This window comes from Microbacterium allomyrinae (genome assembly GCF_020682705.1).
In the GTDB taxonomy this organism is placed as follows: domain Bacteria; phylum Actinomycetota; class Actinomycetes; order Actinomycetales; family Microbacteriaceae; genus Microbacterium; species Microbacterium allomyrinae.
On sequence record NZ_JAGTTN010000008.1, the window covers coordinates 48,179 to 65,582 of the forward strand.

Annotated in this window: 15 protein-coding genes and 1 tRNA gene; 12 read left to right on the top strand and 4 right to left on the bottom strand. The window is 68.6% G+C overall.

Annotated elements, in window-relative coordinates:
• The first annotated feature begins 54 nt into the window (after positions 1-54).
• The 8 genes from KEC57_RS17245 (at position 55) to KEC57_RS17280 (ending at position 4,871) form a co-directional block, all read left to right on the top strand.
• Entirely contained in the window at positions 55-396 is a 342-nt protein-coding gene (locus tag KEC57_RS17245; RefSeq protein WP_229385932.1) for a PadR family transcriptional regulator, read from the top strand.
• 2 nt (positions 397-398) lie between these two features.
• Entirely contained in the window at positions 399-767 is a 369-nt protein-coding gene (locus tag KEC57_RS17250) for a DUF1048 domain-containing protein (protein WP_229385933.1), read from the top strand.
• Positions 764-1,582, top strand: a complete 819-nt coding sequence (locus KEC57_RS17255; RefSeq protein WP_229385934.1) for an ABC transporter ATP-binding protein — start codon at positions 764-766, stop codon at positions 1,580-1,582. The genes KEC57_RS17250 and KEC57_RS17255 overlap by 4 nt, the downstream gene beginning before the upstream one ends.
• The gene (locus KEC57_RS17260) at positions 1,579-2,343 is read left to right on the top strand and encodes an ABC transporter permease (RefSeq protein ID WP_229385935.1); all 765 of its coding nucleotides are present in this window, start codon (positions 1,579-1,581) and stop codon (positions 2,341-2,343) included. The genes KEC57_RS17255 and KEC57_RS17260 overlap by 4 nt, the downstream gene beginning before the upstream one ends.
• Positions 2,344-2,519: 176 nt before the next feature.
• Positions 2,520-2,825 carry an NIPSNAP family protein gene (locus KEC57_RS17265; protein ID WP_229385936.1) on the top strand — a complete coding sequence of 102 codons (306 nt, stop codon included), beginning with the start codon at positions 2,520-2,522 and terminating at the stop codon, positions 2,823-2,825.
• Positions 2,826-2,929: 104 nt separating this feature from the next.
• Positions 2,930-3,511, top strand: coding sequence for a dihydrofolate reductase family protein (locus tag KEC57_RS17270; protein ID WP_229385937.1), 582 nt, complete (start codon positions 2,930-2,932; stop codon positions 3,509-3,511).
• A gap of 477 nt (positions 3,512-3,988) precedes the next feature.
• Positions 3,989-4,192, top strand: a complete 204-nt coding sequence (locus KEC57_RS17275) for a hypothetical protein (RefSeq protein ID WP_229385938.1) — start codon at positions 3,989-3,991, stop codon at positions 4,190-4,192.
• Positions 4,193-4,313: 121 nt separating this feature from the next.
• Positions 4,314-4,871 (top strand): Dps family protein, encoded by a 558-nt coding sequence (locus tag KEC57_RS17280; protein WP_229385939.1) that lies wholly within the window; start codon positions 4,314-4,316, stop codon positions 4,869-4,871.
• Between the two features lie 211 nt (positions 4,872-5,082).
• On the opposite strand, the gene KEC57_RS17285 is transcribed toward KEC57_RS17280, so the two are convergent.
• The 4 genes from KEC57_RS17285 to KEC57_RS17300 form a co-directional block, all read right to left on the bottom strand.
• On the bottom strand, positions 5,083-5,847 hold the full coding sequence (locus KEC57_RS17285) for a hypothetical protein (protein ID WP_229385940.1): 765 nt from the start codon (positions 5,845-5,847) through the stop codon (positions 5,083-5,085).
• Between the two features lie 64 nt (positions 5,848-5,911).
• Entirely contained in the window at positions 5,912-7,081 is a 1,170-nt protein-coding gene (locus tag KEC57_RS17290) for a Kelch repeat-containing protein (protein WP_229385941.1), read from the bottom strand.
• 71 nt (positions 7,082-7,152) lie between these two features.
• Positions 7,153-7,228: transfer RNA gene (locus KEC57_RS17295), tRNA-Met, on the bottom strand.
• A gap of 126 nt (positions 7,229-7,354) precedes the next feature.
• A complete protein-coding gene (locus tag KEC57_RS17300; protein WP_229385942.1) occupies positions 7,355-8,347 on the bottom strand; it encodes a helix-turn-helix transcriptional regulator in 993 nt (330 codons plus the stop codon).
• Positions 8,348-8,409: 62 nt separating this feature from the next.
• Here KEC57_RS17300 and KEC57_RS17305 point away from each other — a divergent pair, with 62 nt between their 5' ends.
• The 4 genes from KEC57_RS17305 (at position 8,410) to KEC57_RS17320 (ending at position 17,363) form a co-directional block, all read left to right on the top strand.
• Positions 8,410-9,477 carry an ATP-binding cassette domain-containing protein gene (locus tag KEC57_RS17305; RefSeq protein ID WP_229385943.1) on the top strand — a complete coding sequence of 356 codons (1,068 nt, stop codon included), beginning with the start codon at positions 8,410-8,412 and terminating at the stop codon, positions 9,475-9,477.
• Positions 9,474-10,286, top strand: coding sequence for an ABC transporter permease (locus tag KEC57_RS17310; protein ID WP_229385944.1), 813 nt, complete (start codon positions 9,474-9,476; stop codon positions 10,284-10,286). The genes KEC57_RS17305 and KEC57_RS17310 overlap by 4 nt, the downstream gene beginning before the upstream one ends.
• Positions 10,287-10,644: 358 nt before the next feature.
• The gene (locus tag KEC57_RS17315) at positions 10,645-14,211 is read left to right on the top strand and encodes a lamin tail domain-containing protein (RefSeq protein ID WP_229385945.1); all 3,567 of its coding nucleotides are present in this window, start codon (positions 10,645-10,647) and stop codon (positions 14,209-14,211) included.
• A 113-nt stretch (positions 14,212-14,324) separates the two neighbouring features.
• A complete protein-coding gene (locus KEC57_RS17320; protein WP_229385946.1) occupies positions 14,325-17,363 on the top strand; it encodes a hypothetical protein in 3,039 nt (1,012 codons plus the stop codon).
• Positions 17,364-17,404: the final 41 nt, after the last annotated feature.

Below are 17,404 nucleotides of genomic sequence, written 5' to 3' on the forward strand. Positions count from 1 at the left end.
TTAGTGTTACCGTCTACTGGTAGTCAGCAACACTGAGTAGATCGGAGGTGAGCGATGGGCAATCAGATGACGGAGATGCTCAAGGGCACGCTCGAGGGCATCGTGCTCGCGATCCTGTCCGTGCGTCCTGCGTACGGATATGAGATCACGGCGAGGCTGCGCGAGCAGGGCTTCGCAGACATCGTCGAAGGCACGGTCTATGCGCTGCTCGTCCGCATCGAGCAGAGGGGCCTCGTGGACGTGGAGAAGGTGCCTTCCGAGAAGGGCCCGCCGCGCAAGGTGTATTCGCTCAACGCGGCCGGGCGCGAACAGCTCGCAGAGTTCTGGGGGACGTGGAGCTTCCTCGCAGAACGCATCGAACAGCTCCACGACGCACACACCCAAGGAGAGAAGTGATCATGGCCGCCAAATGGATCGAGACCCTGACCGGGTCGCTCGAGCAGAAGAAGCAGTACCGGCAGTACAAGGCCCGCATCGAGGGCCTGGCCGAGCCGTACCGTGCCGCCGCGAAGGCGATCGACCGGTACCTCATGTACTACGGCGGCGTCACCGACGGCGACACCATGATGACGATGCTGGGCGACTCCGCAGACCTGTGGGAGCGCGCGGCCGTCGACGGCACGCCGGTCCGCGAGATCGTCGGCCACGACCCCGTCGAGTTCGCCGAGAGCTTTGCGCGGGCCTATTCGAGCAAGCAGTGGATCGACAAGGAGCGCGCGCGCCTGAACAAGGCGATCGAGGATGCCGAACGAGGTGAGCAGAAATGACAGGCGATGCAGTCATCCAGGTGCGGGGGCTGGAGAAGTCGTACAAGGAGCTGCATGTGCTGCGCGGCGTCGACTTCGAGGTGGCGCGAGGGAGCATCTTCGCGCTGCTCGGGTCGAACGGCGCCGGCAAGACCACGGTCGTGCGGATCCTGTCGACGCTTCTCAAGGCGGATGCCGGAGCCGCCGTGGTCGCCGGGTTCGACGTCGCCGCACAGGCCCAGAGCGTGCGTGAGACGATCAGCCTCACCGGGCAGTTCGCCGCCGTGGACGAGGTCCTCAGCGGTCGCGAGAATCTGGTTCTGATCGCGCAGCTGCGGCACCTGAAGGATCCCGGCAGGATCGCCGATGACCTGCTCGCCCGCTTCTCGCTCACCGATGCGGGCTCGCGCAAGGTCGCGACCTACTCGGGCGGCATGCGCCGACGCCTCGACATCGCGATGAGCCTCATCGGCGAGCCGTCGGTCATCTTCCTGGACGAGCCCACGACGGGCCTGGACCCGCAGGCACGCCTCGAGGTGTGGGATGCCGTCCGGCAGCTCGCCCGTGGCGGCACCACGGTGCTGCTCACGACGCAGTACCTCGAAGAAGCGGAACAGCTCGCCGACCGGATCGCGATCCTGCACAAGGGCCGCATCATCGTCAACGGCACCCTCGCCGAGCTGAAGCAGCTGCTGCCTCCGGCGAAGGTCGAGTACATCGAGAAGCAGCCGAGTCTCGAGGACGTCTTCTTCGCCCTCACCGGCGAGGACGACACGCCTGACACCGGCGACGACGCAGAGAGCGACGCCGCCACGACACGGAAGGAAGGACGATGACCGCACACGCCATCGGCGACACCGCCGTACTCACCGGCAGGTCGCTGCGTCACATCCTGCGCAGCCCCGACACCATCATCACCACCGCCGTCACCCCGGTCGCGCTGATGCTGCTGTTCGTCTACGTCTTCGGCGGAGCGATCGACACCGGCACGCAGGAGTCGTACATCGATTACATGCTGCCCGGCATCCTTCTCATCACGATCGCGTCGGGCATCGCGTACACCGCGTACCGCCTCTTCCTCGACATGCAGGGCGGGATCTTCGAGCGGTTCCAGTCCATGCCGATCGCTCGCTCGGCCACCCTGTGGGCGCATGTACTCACCTCGCTCGTGGCGAACCTGGTCTCGCTCGTCATCGTCGTCGGTGTCGCCCTGATCATGGGGTTCCGCACCGGCGCGAGCCTGCTGGACTGGCTCGCGGTGGCCGGCATCCTGATCCTGTTCACCGTGGCGCTGACGTGGATCGCGGTGATCGCGGGACTGTCGGCGAAGACCGTGGACGGTGCGAGCGCGTTCTCGTACCCGCTGATCTTCCTGCCGTTCATCAGCTCGGCGTTCGTGCCGACCGATTCGATGCCTGCTCCGGTGCAGTGGTTCGCAGAGAACCAGCCGGTGACCTCGATCGTCGACACGATCCGCGCGATCTTCTCCCAGCAGCCGATCGGCACAGACATCTGGGTCGCGCTCGCCTGGTGCGTCGGCATCCTCGTCGTCTCGTACTTCATCGCGATGTCGATCTATCGGCGCAAGATCAGTTGACGCCCGCTGCGCCTGCGGCCGCCCGAAGCCCCGTTCCTGTCGAATCACTCGGCCGGGACGGGGCTTCGATTTCGTCCGACGTCCACCGGTCGCACCGTCGTCGGATTCCTGCCAAGTCGAGGCGGCATGGCCCGATCCGGCAGAGCGGACCCCGGCGGCGAGGCGATACTTGCCGCATGATCACCGTTCACCTGCGCTACGAGATCGACGCCGACAAGCTCGATGAGTTCACCGAGTACGCCCAGACGTGGATCCGTCTCGTCGATCGACTCGGCGGCGCGCATCACGGGTACTTCATGCCGAGCGAAGGCGACAGCGACGAAGCCTTCGCGCTCTTCACGTTCCCCTCGCTCGCCGCGTACGAGGAGTACCGTCACGCCTCACGCACCGATCCCGAATGCGTGCGCGCGTACGAGTTCGCCAAGGCCACCGGCTGCATCCGGCGATACGAACGGAGATTCCTGTCGCCCGTCTTCGAATGAGGCCGTAGCGATCCGGCGTCGCGGGGTCCGGCATCCGATCGCAGCGTGCTCCACCCCCTCGCCGGTTCGGCATCCGAGGAGGACAATGCCGGAATGGAGGCGGAGTGGAGTGGCTGATGGGCAACACGGTGCTTTACATGTCGATGTCGCTGGATGGATACATCGCGGGACCCAACGAGACCGACGTCAACGGCCTGGGCGATGGCGGCGGCAGGCTTCACGAGTGGGTGTTTCCTCCCGAGGGCGGAGTGAACTCCCGGATCGTCGAGGAGTTCATGGCCACCGGCGCGGTCGTGGCCGGACGGGGGACGTTCGAGCCTGCCGAGGGGTGGCACGGCGATCATCACGACGGCGTGCCGATCTGGGTACTCAGCCGCCGGGCGATCCCCGGCTGGGCGAGCGACATGTCGGCGGTTCACTACACGAACGACATCGAGGCGGCATTCCGTGAGGCTCGTGATGCGGCGAGCGGCAAAGACGTGCTCGTGCATGGTGCCGCCACCGCGCAGCGCGCGCTCGCCGCGGGGCTGCTGGATCAGATCGAGATCCACCTGATCCCCGTTCTTCTCGGAGAGGGGCGCCGACTGTTCGAGCACCTCGGATCGCAGCACCGCGAACTCGAGCGGCTCAGGGTGCTGGCCGGCGAGGGCGACGTCACGCACCTCCGGTATCGGATTCACTACTGAGCCGCTCGTCGATGCCGCCTCGGGCGCCGCGCACACGGCGATGGGGCCGTGTCAAGCCCCTGGGATTCGAGGGCCGCACAGTCGGATGCTTCTCGTATGGGCGATCAACAACGTCGTGTCGATGCCGAGAGATCCCGGCAACCGGAGCCGCCCGCCCGCACGCGCGAGGCCGAGCAGTCTGAGCGGCAGCGGTCCAGATCCGACTATCGCTTGCGCCCGCAGCCATACCCGCTGCCGGCTGAGCGCTTCGAATAGCCGGCGAACCGCTATCCCGGCGTCGCGTCCGGCTTCTTCTGAGCGAGCCGCTGCAGTTGGTACGACGACCGAATTGCTCTGGATGAACTCGCTCTCGTGGACGAGAACGCCCTCGGCGACCTTCTGCAGCATCGCCCGACGGTATTCCCGGGTGGGCGCCGGCGCCAGTGCCGCTGTGCACCCCTCTGCCGCGATCGACGCCGCCGAACTAGGGTGGGCCCCGTGAAGCGAATCTGGCCGTTCGTCGTCCCGGGGATCGTGCTGAGCGCTGTGGGGTTGGTGTGGACCCTGCAGGGACTCAATGTGCTGGGCGGCTCGGTGATGAGCGGCTCCGCCCTGTGGGCCGTGATCGGGCCGATCGTCCTTCTGGCCGGGCTGGTGCTGATCGGGATCGCGATCGCACGTCGCCGCCGCAGGACGGAGTGATCGCCGAGCCGGAGGACCCCGTCGCTCCGGACCCAGCCGCGCGTAGCCCGCCGACGGTCACGATGTCAAGGCCCAGAGGCCATTCGGGACGGCCACCTACCCTGCTATCAGGAGGTCCACCATGGCCACGACCAAGCAGTCCGCAACAAGTCCATCGAAGCGATCCGCTCCGGGGGGCGCGGGAGCGAAGACCACTCGCCGGCAGAATGCCGAGAAGGGCTTCGTCGCATCGAAAGGGCTGGGCGAGAAGCTTCAGGCCGTCCTGGTGGACCTCCTTGAACTTCAGATGCAGGGCAAACAGGCGCATTGGAACGTCGTCGGCCGCAACTTCCGCGACACCCACCGTCAACTCGATGAGATCATCGAGGCGGCACGAGAATTCAGCGACACGGTGGCTGAGCGAATGCGCGCGCTGCACGCCATTCCCGACGGGCGAAGCGACACTGTCGCCGCGACGACCACGCTCCCGGAGTATCCGCAGGGCGAGATCGACACCTCCGAAACCGTCGATCTCGTCACGGTCCGGCTGGAGGCGACGGTATCGACGATGCGCGAGGTTCACGACGCGGTGGATGAGGAAGATCCCACCAGCGCCGACATCCTGCACGCGATCATCGAGAAGCTGGAGCAGTTCGCGTGGATGGTCAGCGCGGAGAATCGCTCGCCCGCCCGCACCTGAAACGAGACGTCGGTCGCCTGACGCGGGGCATGCGTCGCTCGGTCGAGGGCGTCAGTGCCAGAACTCGAGTAGCGGCTTGACGAGGGCTTTGCGTCGCGGGGGAGCACCCAGTGCGGAAATTGCGTTCATGGGTCTGACCTCCCGCCGACGAATAACGATCGCCGGGACGATAGCTCGGCTGCGGATGCCGGGGGCGCTCGTCCGCCGGGAGTTATCGGCCGACGAGCGCTATCGGGCGAGGAACGGCAAGACCCGCGTCCAGGATGGTCCGCTCACCGAGAGGGGCGGAGAGCGTGACGGTGAACGGGGTCGCGGGATTGGCGGGACAGTCCTGTCCGCCCGTCCGCGGCCGCACCCCGAGGACGAGGCCCACCTGCTCACCGGTCTCGACGAGACTGACGATCTCGATGCGCCCCTGGGCATCCGCACCCGAGTTGCAGGTCTGCTCGGTGACGAGCAGGTGCAGGGTGCTCGATTCCGGGTCGGGCGGTGTGGCGAAGGCGATCGCGGGAACGCTCCGCTCTCCGAGATCGAGCGTGAGTGCACAGTCATCGCTGCGAGAGACGTACCAACCGGGCGGCAGGTTCGACGCGTCGTCCATCCGCGAGACGATCAGCACCTCGTGATCGGGAGCGATTGCCGGCGACGCCGGATCCGGTGCGACTTCCACGTCGCGGAGGACGGTGACGGAGTCTTCGGCGGCGGCAGCCAGATACCAATCGTCCTCGACGAGCTCTAGAGGAAGACCGTCGTCCCACGTCGCTTCCGTGAGCGCGGTGCGGGCGTCGCTGTCGAGATCGCTGAGCGGAACACGTGCATCGACGGCGTCTGGGGAGATCGACACGCCACCGCAGAGGAACCCGTCGGATGCGCTCGCGGGCATGGGCGCACTCGCAGGCTCAGCGGAGGCGCAGCCGACGATGGCCAGGAGCGCGGCGGTGGCGATGGTCGCCGCGGTCAGACGGCTACGTCGCATGGTTCCCCCGGCGGTAGATAGGACACCCAGTATGCCGTCCGTCCGAGCGTGGGCAGGGGCGAAGTCATCGGTGCCGTTCGGGAGGCGGCGTGTAGATCCAGGTCGTCCTGCTCACCGTTCCGCCTGAAGCGGTCCCGTCGGTCTCGCCGACCACTACCAGTTTCTCAGCGGCCCAGATCGCTGGTCCTCCGTCGTGCTGAGCATCCTCCGGCTCGCCGACCGCAGTCCAGCTCGACAGCGCATCGTCGTACAGGTAACCATCGCTGAGCGCGAATCGGCCGGATGATGTCACCACATCTCTGAGCCAGGCGTTCTGCAGAGGTTCGGGTGGATCCGGCAGGGGCGACCATGCGCCTGTCGGCAATGCAAGTGATCCGCCGTACGGATAGGTGCGCTGCCAGTTGCCTACTCGGCCTCCGTCTGCACCGCCCAACTGTGGGTCCACGAGGCGACTTCCCGTCCACATCCAGTGCCATCCGCCGATCTGGCCGGTGTCGGGCAGCCGCGACCATCCGCCGGTCTGCCTGTCATAGAGGGCCGCGGTCGTGAGGGAAGGGCCGTCGGATCCGGGGGCGGCGACAAGCTCCTTGGCTGTGAGGACCAGACCCGCGGGAGTCGCCGTGATCGTGCGGTCGAAAGCCGGACCGAGCGGATCCGGCGGCAGCTCGGACCATTCGCCCGACATCACGTCCAGCACGAGGTCTGCCGAAATGCCCTGCTCGTCGGTTCCCGACACGAACAGGACCCGATCGCCGTCCGCGACCAGTGCGCGCGGGAGCCTGTCGGGCGTATCCCACGTGTTCCATCGATCCGCGTGGACGTCGTACGACACGAGGGAGACCTCGCCCGTCGCCCCGACGACGGAGATGAAGAGCCGATCGCTCACGAACGCCGCAGATGACGGAGGGATCTCGATGGGAGCGTCGCGGATCTCTCGCCAGGTGCCCGAGATCGGGTCGAATGCGGCACCATCGCGGGCGAGCGCTGTCCAACCGCAATCCGCGGTACGCGGACACGGCGGTCCCGTATCGCCGCCGATGACGAGAACCTCCGAACCCGACCAGCCGAGGGTCGGCTCGGTCCGCGCGCTCAGGGGGAAATCATCCGCCCGGCTCCACCCCGACACCGCACCCGGGGCTTCTGCGGGGATCGTCGAGTTCGCCGCACACCCGATCAGCAGGATCGCTGTCGCGACAGCGCTCGCACTGAGACCGGCCGATCGGAGCATGCCCATACCTAGCAGTGTTCCGTCGGCGGGGATCGTCTCGGGACGAGCGGTCGGCGACGGATCGCACGTTCCGAATGTGGACGCGACGGCGGGAGTCGAACCCGCAACGCAACCGGATATGAGCCGGTGCCCGGGACCGCCCGGATCGCCGCGATGCCCTTCGTCAACCTCAGGGACGGGACCAACATAACCCCGCGCGGCGACACAGGCGAGAAGGTGAACGATGGTTTCGCTGTGAGTCTGATGATGACGTTCGCCGCGGGGTGCGGCATCCGCAATTCACGACGTCATCCGCCGTGGCGGAGCGGGCGCGTCGAGCGCACGGAGCATGCGCGCCACCGTCTCGCGCAGCTCGGAGCGGGCCGGCTCGACCAGGTCGATGGAGTATTCGACGCCGGCGGGGATCCACGTCAGGCCGTACATCGTCTCGCGGAAGTCGCCGCCGCCGACGGGCCAGCGCGTCTGCGATTCGTTCTCGGCCGACGCGCCCTGCCCCCACTGCCCGAAGATGTCGCGCATCTGCTCGAGGGGCAGGTCCATGACGGCATCGGCTTCGACCGCCTGGCGCACCCATGAGCGGGCGATGAGGATGAACTCCTCGATCTCTTCGGGCGTGAGCGCCTTGGGAGAGAAGAGTACACGGGTGTGTTCGACGTCTTCGAGCCTGTCGACGCGGAACGTGCGCCAGTCGTCCTTGTCGAGGTCCCAGCAGAGCAGGTACCAGTGCCGTTCCGCGGGTGCGAGCGCGTGGGGCTCGACCCGCCGTCGCGTGACCTCGCCGGAGGCTGCGGTGTAGGTGAAGCGCACGCGCTCGTGGTCTCGGCTGGCCAGTGCGAGTTCGCCGAGCACCTCGCTGGACACCGCCGCTCCGGCATTGAGTCCCGTGGGCTGCACGGTCTCGGCGAGCGCGGCGACCCGGCGCCGCAGCGGTGCGGGAAGCACCTGCTCGAGCTTCGCGAGAGCGGTGATGGTGGTCTCGGGGCCGCTGACGAGCCGTTGGGATGCCGCGACCCGCAGGCCGATCGCCATGGCGACGGCCTCTTCGTCGGTGAGAAGCAGCGGCGGAACGGCGCTGCCGGCTTCGAGCCGGTACCCGCCCGCAGAACCGGGCGACGACTCGATCCGGTACCCGAGTTCGCGCAGGCGCTCGACATCGCGGCGCACGGTGCGCTCGGTCACACCGAGCCTGCCGGCGAGTTCGGAACCCGGCCAGTGCCGATGCGTCTGCAGCAGATTGAGCAGCGACAGCGCTCGTGTGGTCGTGTCGGACATGTCCTCAAGATTGCCTCATAATGCGGACCGAATCTGTCCGCATAGCTTTCTAGCCTTGCCCCATGGCGAACGAACCGATCATCGAAGCGCAGGGCTTGACCAAACGCTTCAGCGTCAAGAAGAAGACCGTCGCGGCGGTCACCGATCTCACCTTCCAGGTCGCGCGTGGAGAGCTCGTCGCGTTCCTGGGACCCAACGGCGCCGGCAAATCCACGAGCCTGCGCATGCTCACCACCCTCATCCCGCCGACGGCCGGCACCGCTCGGGTCGTCGGCTTCGACATCCTCCGCCAGCCGGCCGAGGTGCGTGCCCGCATCGGCTATGTCGGGCAGCTGACCAGCGGCAGCTTCTCGCAGCGGGCACGCGACGAGCTGCTCAGCCAGGGCGCGTTCTATGGAATGTCCAAGGCGGCGTCGCGCGCGCGGGCCGACGAGCTGATCGAGTCGCTGGATCTTTCAGGCTTCGCGACCCGATCCGTGCAGCAGCTGTCGGGCGGACAGAAGCGCCGGCTGGATGTCGCGCTCGGCCTCATGCACGCCCCACCGCTGATCTTCCTCGACGAGCCGTCGACCGGGCTCGACCCGCAGAGTCGTGCGAACCTCTGGCAGCACATCCTCGACCTGCGCCGGAAGTACGGCACGACGGTATTCCTCACCACGCATTACCTCGAGGAGGCCGACCGCTATGCCGAGCGCGTGATGGTCATGGACAAGGGGCGGGTCATCGCAGACGACACCGCGGCGCGGCTCAAGGCGAATCTGGCGGGCGACGAGCTGACCTTCGGCTTCGCGTCGGGAGCGGATGCCGAGACCGCCGTCGCCGTGATCCAGCGGCTCACCGATCGCGAGGTGCGACGGGAAGGCGAGGCATCCGTCGTTCTCACGGCGCCCGAGGGGGACTCCCTGCTTCCGGCAGCCGTGCGCGCTCTCGATGCCGCGGGCATCCAGGTGCAGCGGGCGACAGGGGTGCCGCCCACCCTCGACGACGTCTTCCTCGCGCTGACGGGACGGACCCTCCGCGAGGCCGGCGAGGGCGAGGCGCCAGACGAAGAAGAGAGCGAAGAGCATGCCTCCGCCGAGGCATCCGGCGCCACCGATGCGGTGGCCGAGACGACGGGAGCGAACCGATGACCACTGTGGGAAATGACACCGCGCGGACCGAGACGCGGCCCGACACCGTGGTGCGGGCGAACCCCGTGCGCGACACGTGGAACGTGCTCACCCGCGAACTCAAGCCCGTCGTGCGCGACCCGTTCACGCTCATCTTCAGCCTCGTCCAGCCGTTGGTGTTCCTCGGGCTTTTCGCTCCGCTGCTGGTCGGCTCGTCGGGTCAGCCGGTGGGGGAGACGCTGCAGTGGTTCGTGCCGGGCGTGCTCGTCATGATCGTGCTGTTCGGCACCGGAGCCACCGGATCCAACCTGCAGTACGAGATGATGACGGGCTCCCACGAACGCACGCTGGTCGCGCCCCTCGCGCGGTCTTCGCTGCTGGTGGGCCGTGCGCTCAAAGAGATCGCGCCGATCGTGGTGCAGGCGCTCATCATCGTGCTGATCGCCTGGCCGTTCGGATTCACGATCAACGTGCCGGGACTCGTGATCGGGCTCGCGCTGCTCGCCGTGTTCGGCGTCGGACTGGGATCGCTCTCGTACACGCTGGCGCTGAAGACCAAAGACCGCGAGTGGCTGTTCTGGGGCGTGCAGCAGACACTGATCTTCCCCCTGCTGATCCTCTCGGGCATGCTGCTGCCGCTGGATGAGGGGCCGGCCTGGATGAAGGCGATCTCCACGGTGAACCCCGTGAACTGGGTGGTGCAGGCCGAGCGTGCGCTCCTCGCGGGCGACCTCGGCGACATCACGGTGCTGTGGGGCTGGATCGCCGCCCTCGTGCTCGCCGCGCTCGGTCTCTGGGCCGGCATCCGCGCGATGCGCAAGAGCAGCTGACGGTCGCCCCTCGCAGAGAGGGGATACACCGTGAACGCGACGAGACATCATGCACGGCGTGGTGGTTCGCCGCGTTTGCGGTGTATCGCCCTGCGCGGAGTTGGGATACACCGTGAACGCGACGAGACATCATGCACGGCGTGGTGGTTCGTCGCGTTTGCGGTGTATCGCCTCGACGGATGCCCGCCCCGCACACGCGGGGGCGGGCATCCGTCGTTCCCGTCGTCGGGGCGCTCGATCGAGACGTCGCGCGCCGGCGTGATGCCTCGCGTTCACCCGGCCGACACCCTGCGTCTTCGATTCGTTCGGCGCGACCCGGTCATGTGGCAAGGTTCCCTCTCACCCGCACAGGAGCCCCATGCCTCGCATGCATCGCGCGCTCGCGGCAACAGTGGCATGCGCCTTCGGCGCAGCCACTCTCGTCGCGCTGCCCACGGCCGTCATCGCCGCCGAGCCCACCATCCGTATCAATGAAGTCGAGTCGTCCGGGGGCAGTCCCGGTGATTGGATCGAGTTCCACAATCCCGGCGCCGATCCCGTCAGCCTCGCCGGGTTCACGGTGAAGGACGCGGCCGACGACCACGCCTATGTGTTCCCCGCGGGCACGACGATCACCGGCGGCGCGTATCTCGTCATCGACGAGCTGACCGGCGGTGCCGGAGACTTCGACTTCGGCCTCGGCGGCGACGACCGGGTACGGCTGTACGACGCGGAGAACGTGCTCATCGACGAGCAGGCCTGGACGGCGCACGCGACCACGACCTGGGGAATCGGCGACGGCGGCGCCTGGCTGCTGACGAGCGCGCCGACGAAGTCCGCCGCCAACACGTTCCCTGAGCCGGTGGGGCCCGAGCCCGACGCCTCGACGGTCGTGGTGAACGAGATCGTGTACGACGGGATCTCGGGGTTCTCCGACCGCGTCGAGCTGTACAACGCGGGCACGAGCGCGACCGATCTCACCGGGTGGCGCATCTCGGACGACAAGCGCACCGAGTTCGGCGATGTGCCGGCCGGCACGGTGCTCGAGCCGGGGGAGTTCGTCGTCCTGGTGACCGACGTCGACTTCGGCTTCGGCCTCGGCAAGGGCGACGAGGTCGTCCTGTACGACGCCACCGGCACCGAGGTCGACAGCTACGCATACCTGAACACCGCACCCATTGCGGTGTGGGCGCGCTGCCCCGACGGCACGGGCGACTGGGCGCCTGCGACCGTGGCGACACCGGGCTCGGCGAACGACTGCGCGCCGCTCGCGGCGTCGGGCGAGATCCTGATCAACGAGATCGACTCGCAGCCGGCCGACTGGGTCGAGTTCTTCAATCCGGGTACGACGTCTCTGGACATCTCGGGTTACGAGATCCGCGACAACTCCGATGACCACCGCTGGCAGTTCCTGCCCGGTTCCACGATCGAGCCCGGCGCGTTCCTGATCGTCGACGAGCACAGCATCGGCCTGGTCGACGGTCAGCAGGCGGAGTTCAACGCGCCGATCGGGATCGGCAGTGCCGACCGCATCCGTCTCTACGACGCCGCAGGAACGCTCATCGACGACTCGGGCACGTGGGAGGGCCACGCCGCCATCGACGGCGACGCCGCGGCGGCGACGCTCGCGCGCTGCCCCGACGGCGCCGGTCCGTTCGTGCTCGCCTACACGACGCCCGGTGCGGCGAACGAATGCGTGATGCCGGATGCCGCCATCAACGAGATCGAGTCGAACGGCGACGCGACCGACTGGGTCGAGATCGTCAACACGGGCGCTACCACGCTCGATATCTCGGGCTGGACGCTCATGGACAACGATCCGGCCGGGCACGCCGCCGACACGACGCCACTGCCGGCCGGCACGACTCTCGCATCGGGCGAGTTCTTCGTCTTCGATCAGAACACCCATTTCACCTTCGGTCTGGGCGGCGGTGACACCGTCACCGTGCGGGACGCGCGCGGCAACACCGTCGCCGAGTACACGTACACCGCCCACGCGGACGGCGTCTGGGCGAGCTGCCCCGATGGTGCGGGCGCGTTCGTCGACATCGCGGTCTCGACCAAGGGTCTGCGCAACGCCTGCGGCAACCCGGTGCGCATCAACGAGGTCGAGTCCGACGGCGGTTCGCCCGACGACTGGATCGAGCTGGTGAACCCGACCGCATCGACACTCGACGTCGGCGGCATCGTGGTGCGAGACGACAGCGACGACAACGCGTACGCCATTGCGGCGGGCACGACGATCGCGGCCGGCGAGTACCTCGTCATCGAACGCGCCGACCTCGGCTTCGGGCTCGGCGGCGGTGACGCGGTGCGCCTGTTCGACGGCGACCTGCTCGTCGACGAGACCACGTGGGGCGAGGGGCACGCGGCCACCACGTGGGGGCGCTGCCCCGACATCGCGGGTCCGTTCTCGGTCACGGCCGAGGCCACCAAGGGCGGGGCGAACGTGTGCGCCGGAGAGATCCCGGTGGGGCTCTGGCCGGGATCGGCGGACGTGACGGTGATCGATCAGACGCCGACCTTCCTCGAGGACAGCTCGGGCCTGGACGTGCAGCAGACCGCGAACGGCACGTTCCTGTGGGCGATCGACAACGGCACCGGGCGCTTCTGGAAGCTCGCGATCGCCGATGACGGCACCGCCTCGTTCGCCCCCGGCTGGGAGGCAGGCAAGCGAGCTCGGTTCCAGAAGGACGCCGCAGACCCCGCCGCTGACGGTCCCGACGCCGAGGGAATCACGGTCGATGCCGCCGGGAGCCTGTACGTCGCTTCCGAGCGCGACAACTCGAACAGCGGGGTGAACCAGAACATCGTGCTGAAGATCGCTCCCGATGCCGCAGGCCCCGACGTGGTCGCGACCCAGCAGTGGGACCTCACGGCTCTGCTGCCCGCGGTCGGCGCGAACCTCGGCATGGAGGCGATCGAGTGGGTGGCCGACGGCGACCTGGTCGGCGAACTCGTCGACGGGTCGCGGAGCACGCTCTACGACCCCGCCGACTACCCGGGTCACGGCGACGGGCTGTTCTTCGTCGCGGTCGAGGACACCGGTGACGTCTACGCGTTCGCCCTGAACGCCGACGGGTCGGCATCGCTCGTCACGACGATCGATCCCGGGCTGGCAGGCGTCATGGCGCTCGACTACGACGCCGTGCTCGGAGTGCTGTGGGCCGTGTGCGACGACGGGTGCGAGGGTGCTGCGGCGCAGATCACGCTCAACGGCACGGATGCTCCCGGGATCGCGCATGTCGCACGCCCGGCCGGCATGCCCAACCTCAACAACGAGGGATTCGCCACGGCGCCCGCGTCGCTGGCCGTCGACGGGAAGCGCCCGGCATGGTGGTTCGCCGACGGCGCAGCCTCCGAGTCGCTGCGAGTCGGAAGTCTGACGGCGAGCACCGATCCGACGGACCCGACGGACCCGACCGACCCGACCAATCCGACCGATCCCACGGATCCGACCGATCCCACGGATCCGACCGATCCGACGGATCCGACCGATCCGACGGACCCCGTCGATCCGTCTGATCCGACATACCCGCTGCCGGGATCGTCGCTCGTCGACGGTAATCGCGGCGACGTGACCGCACCGTCGACTGCGACGGCCGGGAGCAGCATCACGATCGGAGCCGGTCCGCAGCACGCGGGCACGGACGTCCGGGTGTGGATGTACTCGTCGCCCGCCCAGATCGGCGTGGGCGCGCTCGACGCGTCCGGCCGGATCACGGTGACCATCCCCGCGGATGCCGTCGCAGGCGCACACCGCCTCGCGGTGTACGACGCGGACGGCGACCTGCTGGGGTGGACCGAGATCACCGTCACCGCATCGGGCGCCCTCGCCGTCACCGGTGGAGGCGACGCCACCGGTGCGCTCGCGATCGCGCTGATGATGCTCGCCGCCGGTGCGGCAGCGCTCGTCGTCCGCCGCAGGCGGACGCACGCGGCCTGACCGCGCTATCGAGGGTCCCGCGTCGGCGCGTACCGGCGCGGGGCCCCTCGTCGCGCCCCGGTGCCGAACTCCGCGGCGAAAGGGACATCGCAGAGGCGAGTAGCCTTTCACGCATGACACAGGCGACACGGCGGGGCATCCTCGCCGTGATCACCGTGATCGTGCTGCTCGCGCTGGGTGCGGGGCTCGCGTTCGCCGTCGGCGACGCGCTGGGCATACGCACCGAGCCCGCAGCGCAGATGCAGCCGGCCGCCGCGATCGTCCCCGACGTGGCCGATCCGGTGGCGCCGCCTGACTTCGTCTCGCTGGATGTGCCCGCCACCGTGCGGGTCGGAGTGGCGATCGACGAACTGCTCGACGCCGTCGCCGATGCGCCGACGCGCGAGGGCGAGGGATCGCTCACCGTCGTGCAGTCCGCCGCGGCGGGTGACGAAGCGGCCGACGGGTACACCCTGGAGGGCGACGCCGCGTCGCTGCGCATCGTCTCGGACTCCGAGACGGCGACGGTGCGGGCCATCTACGACCTCGCCGCGCAGGTGCGCGCCGCGCGACCGCTCGCGGACCTGCTCGGCGCGCACGCGCCGTCGGCCCTGCCCCTGCGGATGACCGATCTCGGCGCGGTGGGTGTGGCCCCCGACCCGGCCGAGTGGGAGTCGGGCACCGACTACTCGCACGCCTCGAAGGCGTTCGCCGACGTGTTCCAGCCCGAGGCTCCCTACATCGACGAGGCCGCGCTCGCCGAGTCGTATCGCGATTTCGACGAGTTCCTCCGCCATTCGCTCGCGAACGGGTTCAACGCCCTCGCGTTTCCCGGGTTCGTCGAGTTCGTGACCTTCGACGATGCCCCCGGTGGTCCGGTCTACGCCGACGGCGACGATCACCGCGACAAGGCGCTCGCCCTGCGCGAGGCCTTCGCGCCGTTCTGGGAGCGGGCGGACGAGCTCGGCGTGCAGGTGTTCCTCCGCACCGACATGCTCGCCCTCACGGGCCCGCTCGAGCACTATCTCACCGACCGCTTCGGCTCGCTCGACACCGAGAACCCCGAGTTCTGGGATGTCTACACCGCCGGGCTCGACGAGCTCTACGACGCGGCGCCCGCTCTCGACGGCGTGCTCATCCGCATCGGCGAGGCGGGGCCCGTCTACGACGTCGGCGGCTGGGACTATTACTCCGCGCTCGAGGTGACCACCGTCGATGCCGTTCGCACGATGCTCGGCGCGTTCACGGGGCAGGCGGAGGCATCCGATCGCGAAGTGATCTTCCGCACGTGGTCGGTGGGTGTCGGCGCCGTCGGCGACATGCACACGAATCCGGAGTCCTACGAGGCGGTGCTCGGCGGCATCGATTCGCCGGCGCTCATCGTGTCGACGAAGTACACGCTGGGCGACTTCTACACGTGGCTGCCGTTGAACGACACCCTCGAGCAGGGTGCGCAGCGCCGCATCGTCGAACTGCAGAGCCGGCGCGAGTTCGAGAACTTCGGCGCGTTTCCCAACGACCTGGGCGCCGAGTACCAGTGGGCGCTCCAGCAGATCCTCGCTGCGAACGATCAGCTCGAAGGCATCTGGGTATGGACCCAGGACGGCGGGCCGTGGCGCGCCGGCCCGATGACGCTGTATCTGAAGGCCGGGTTCTGGCAGCTGTACGAGCTGAACACGCAGGTCGCGGCATCCCTGGCGCAGAACCCCGACGTCGACGTCGCCGACGTCACGGCGGACTGGGCGCGCGAGTGGTTCTCGGACGACTCCGAAACGGTCGAGGCGATCGTCGACGCGATGACGAACTCGCGAGAGGCGATCGCGCAGGGCATGTACATCGAGCAGTTCGCCGCGCAGCGGGTCTTCGCGATCGGCCTCGAGCCGCCGCCGATGATGTGGATCTTCGAGTGGGACATCCTGACCGGCGACTCCGCCGTGCTCGACGTCCTCTATGCCATCGCGCGCGACGCGACCGGCGGCGACATCGCGCAGGCGATAGAGGGCGGCGACGACGCGGTCGCGGCGGCGGAGCGCATGCGCGGGCTGGTCGAGCAGACGGATGCCTCGACCTGGCGCTCGCCGGAACTCCGCGAAGCATTCGTCTCGACTCTCGACTACGAGGTCGACGTGCTCCGGTTGCTCACCGCGTATCGCGCCATGATCCTGCATCAGGGCGAGTGGCACGACACCCTGTCGCCCGACGCGTACGCCGCATGGGATGCCGATCGCGCCGCCTTCGAACAGCTCGCCGCCGTGCACCTCGATCGCTATGAGGGCGACATCGATCACCCGGCGTTCAACGTCACTGCCGCCCAGCTGGGCGTGGATCGCGCCGAGCGCGACCAGGTGATGGCGTGGATCGCACGCGGGCTGCTGGCGCTTGCCGCCGCGTGGGTCCTGATCGGCATCCTCGCCGCTCGGACTCGACTGGTGCGCCGGCCCGGGGCCGCCGCGGCGCGGGGGACCTGGCTCGGGTCCACGCGGCCCTGGCGGGCACGCGAGTCCACCCTCGGCATGCTCGAGCTCGATCGCTGGCTGCTGCTGATCGTCCCGGCGGCGCTGCTGGTCGCCACGCGCGCCGTCCAGACGTCGTTCCTGTCGTGGACGCACCTCGCCGTCGTGCTCGGAGCGTGGCTCATGTTCGCCGTCGTCGTGCGCATCTGCATCCGGCGTCGTTCGCCCTGGCCCGTGATCGCCGCGGTCGGCGGGGTGGTGGTGCTCCGCTGCATCCTCACTCTCTTCGCGCTGTCGTTCTCGGGACCGGGGGGGTACTGGTTCGCGTTCTGGACCGAGCCGGTGCTGCGCACGCTGTACATCGCGGTGGCGTTCGCACTCTTCGTCTGGGTGTTCGTGGCCGCCGGCTGGGCGCTGGCCGCGCAGGTCGGCGCACGCCGGGGGGCCGGCTACGTGCTGGCCGGGGTCGGAGCCGGACTGCTCGTGCCCGCTGTGGTCATCGGCGCGATCGGCCTGGAGACCGCGCTCACGCTGTGGAACGACGAGATGGGCCTGCTGCCGTGGGGCCTGGCTCGCATCCTCGGCATCACCACGTACCTCGAGATCCCCAGCGCGACCCCGTGGTACGCCGCGGGACTCGGAGCCGCGCTGCTGGTGATCGGGGTGCTGCTCGCCCTGCCGTGGCGGCGACAGCGAGCCGCGGCATCCGGAACCGACTGACGATCAGGCGGGACCACCGAGCGGAGGCTTCCCCCGGCAGC

Bases quoted from the DNA above. Each gene is read 5' to 3' on its own strand.
- KEC57_RS17245 (WP_229385932.1), top strand. From the start codon at position 55: ATGGGCAATCAGATGACGGAGATGCTCAAGGGCACGCTCGAGGGCATC.
- KEC57_RS17250 (WP_229385933.1), top strand. From the start codon at position 399: ATGGCCGCCAAATGGATCGAGACCCTGACCGGGTCGCTCGAGCAGAAG.
- KEC57_RS17255 (WP_229385934.1), top strand. From the start codon at position 764: ATGACAGGCGATGCAGTCATCCAGGTGCGGGGGCTGGAGAAGTCGTAC.
- KEC57_RS17260 (WP_229385935.1), top strand. From the start codon at position 1,579: ATGACCGCACACGCCATCGGCGACACCGCCGTACTCACCGGCAGGTCG.
- KEC57_RS17265 (WP_229385936.1), top strand. From the start codon at position 2,520: ATGATCACCGTTCACCTGCGCTACGAGATCGACGCCGACAAGCTCGAT.
- KEC57_RS17280 (WP_229385939.1), top strand. From the start codon at position 4,314: ATGGCCACGACCAAGCAGTCCGCAACAAGTCCATCGAAGCGATCCGCT.
- KEC57_RS17285 (WP_229385940.1), bottom strand. From the start codon at position 5,847: ATGCGACGTAGCCGTCTGACCGCGGCGACCATCGCCACCGCCGCGCTC.
- KEC57_RS17290 (WP_229385941.1), bottom strand. From the start codon at position 7,081: ATGGGCATGCTCCGATCGGCCGGTCTCAGTGCGAGCGCTGTCGCGACA.
- KEC57_RS17300 (WP_229385942.1), bottom strand. From the start codon at position 8,347: ATGTCCGACACGACCACACGAGCGCTGTCGCTGCTCAATCTGCTGCAG.
- KEC57_RS17305 (WP_229385943.1), top strand. From the start codon at position 8,410: ATGGCGAACGAACCGATCATCGAAGCGCAGGGCTTGACCAAACGCTTC.
- KEC57_RS17310 (WP_229385944.1), top strand. From the start codon at position 9,474: ATGACCACTGTGGGAAATGACACCGCGCGGACCGAGACGCGGCCCGAC.
- KEC57_RS17315 (WP_229385945.1), top strand. From the start codon at position 10,645: ATGCCTCGCATGCATCGCGCGCTCGCGGCAACAGTGGCATGCGCCTTC.
- KEC57_RS17320 (WP_229385946.1), top strand. From the start codon at position 14,325: ATGACACAGGCGACACGGCGGGGCATCCTCGCCGTGATCACCGTGATC.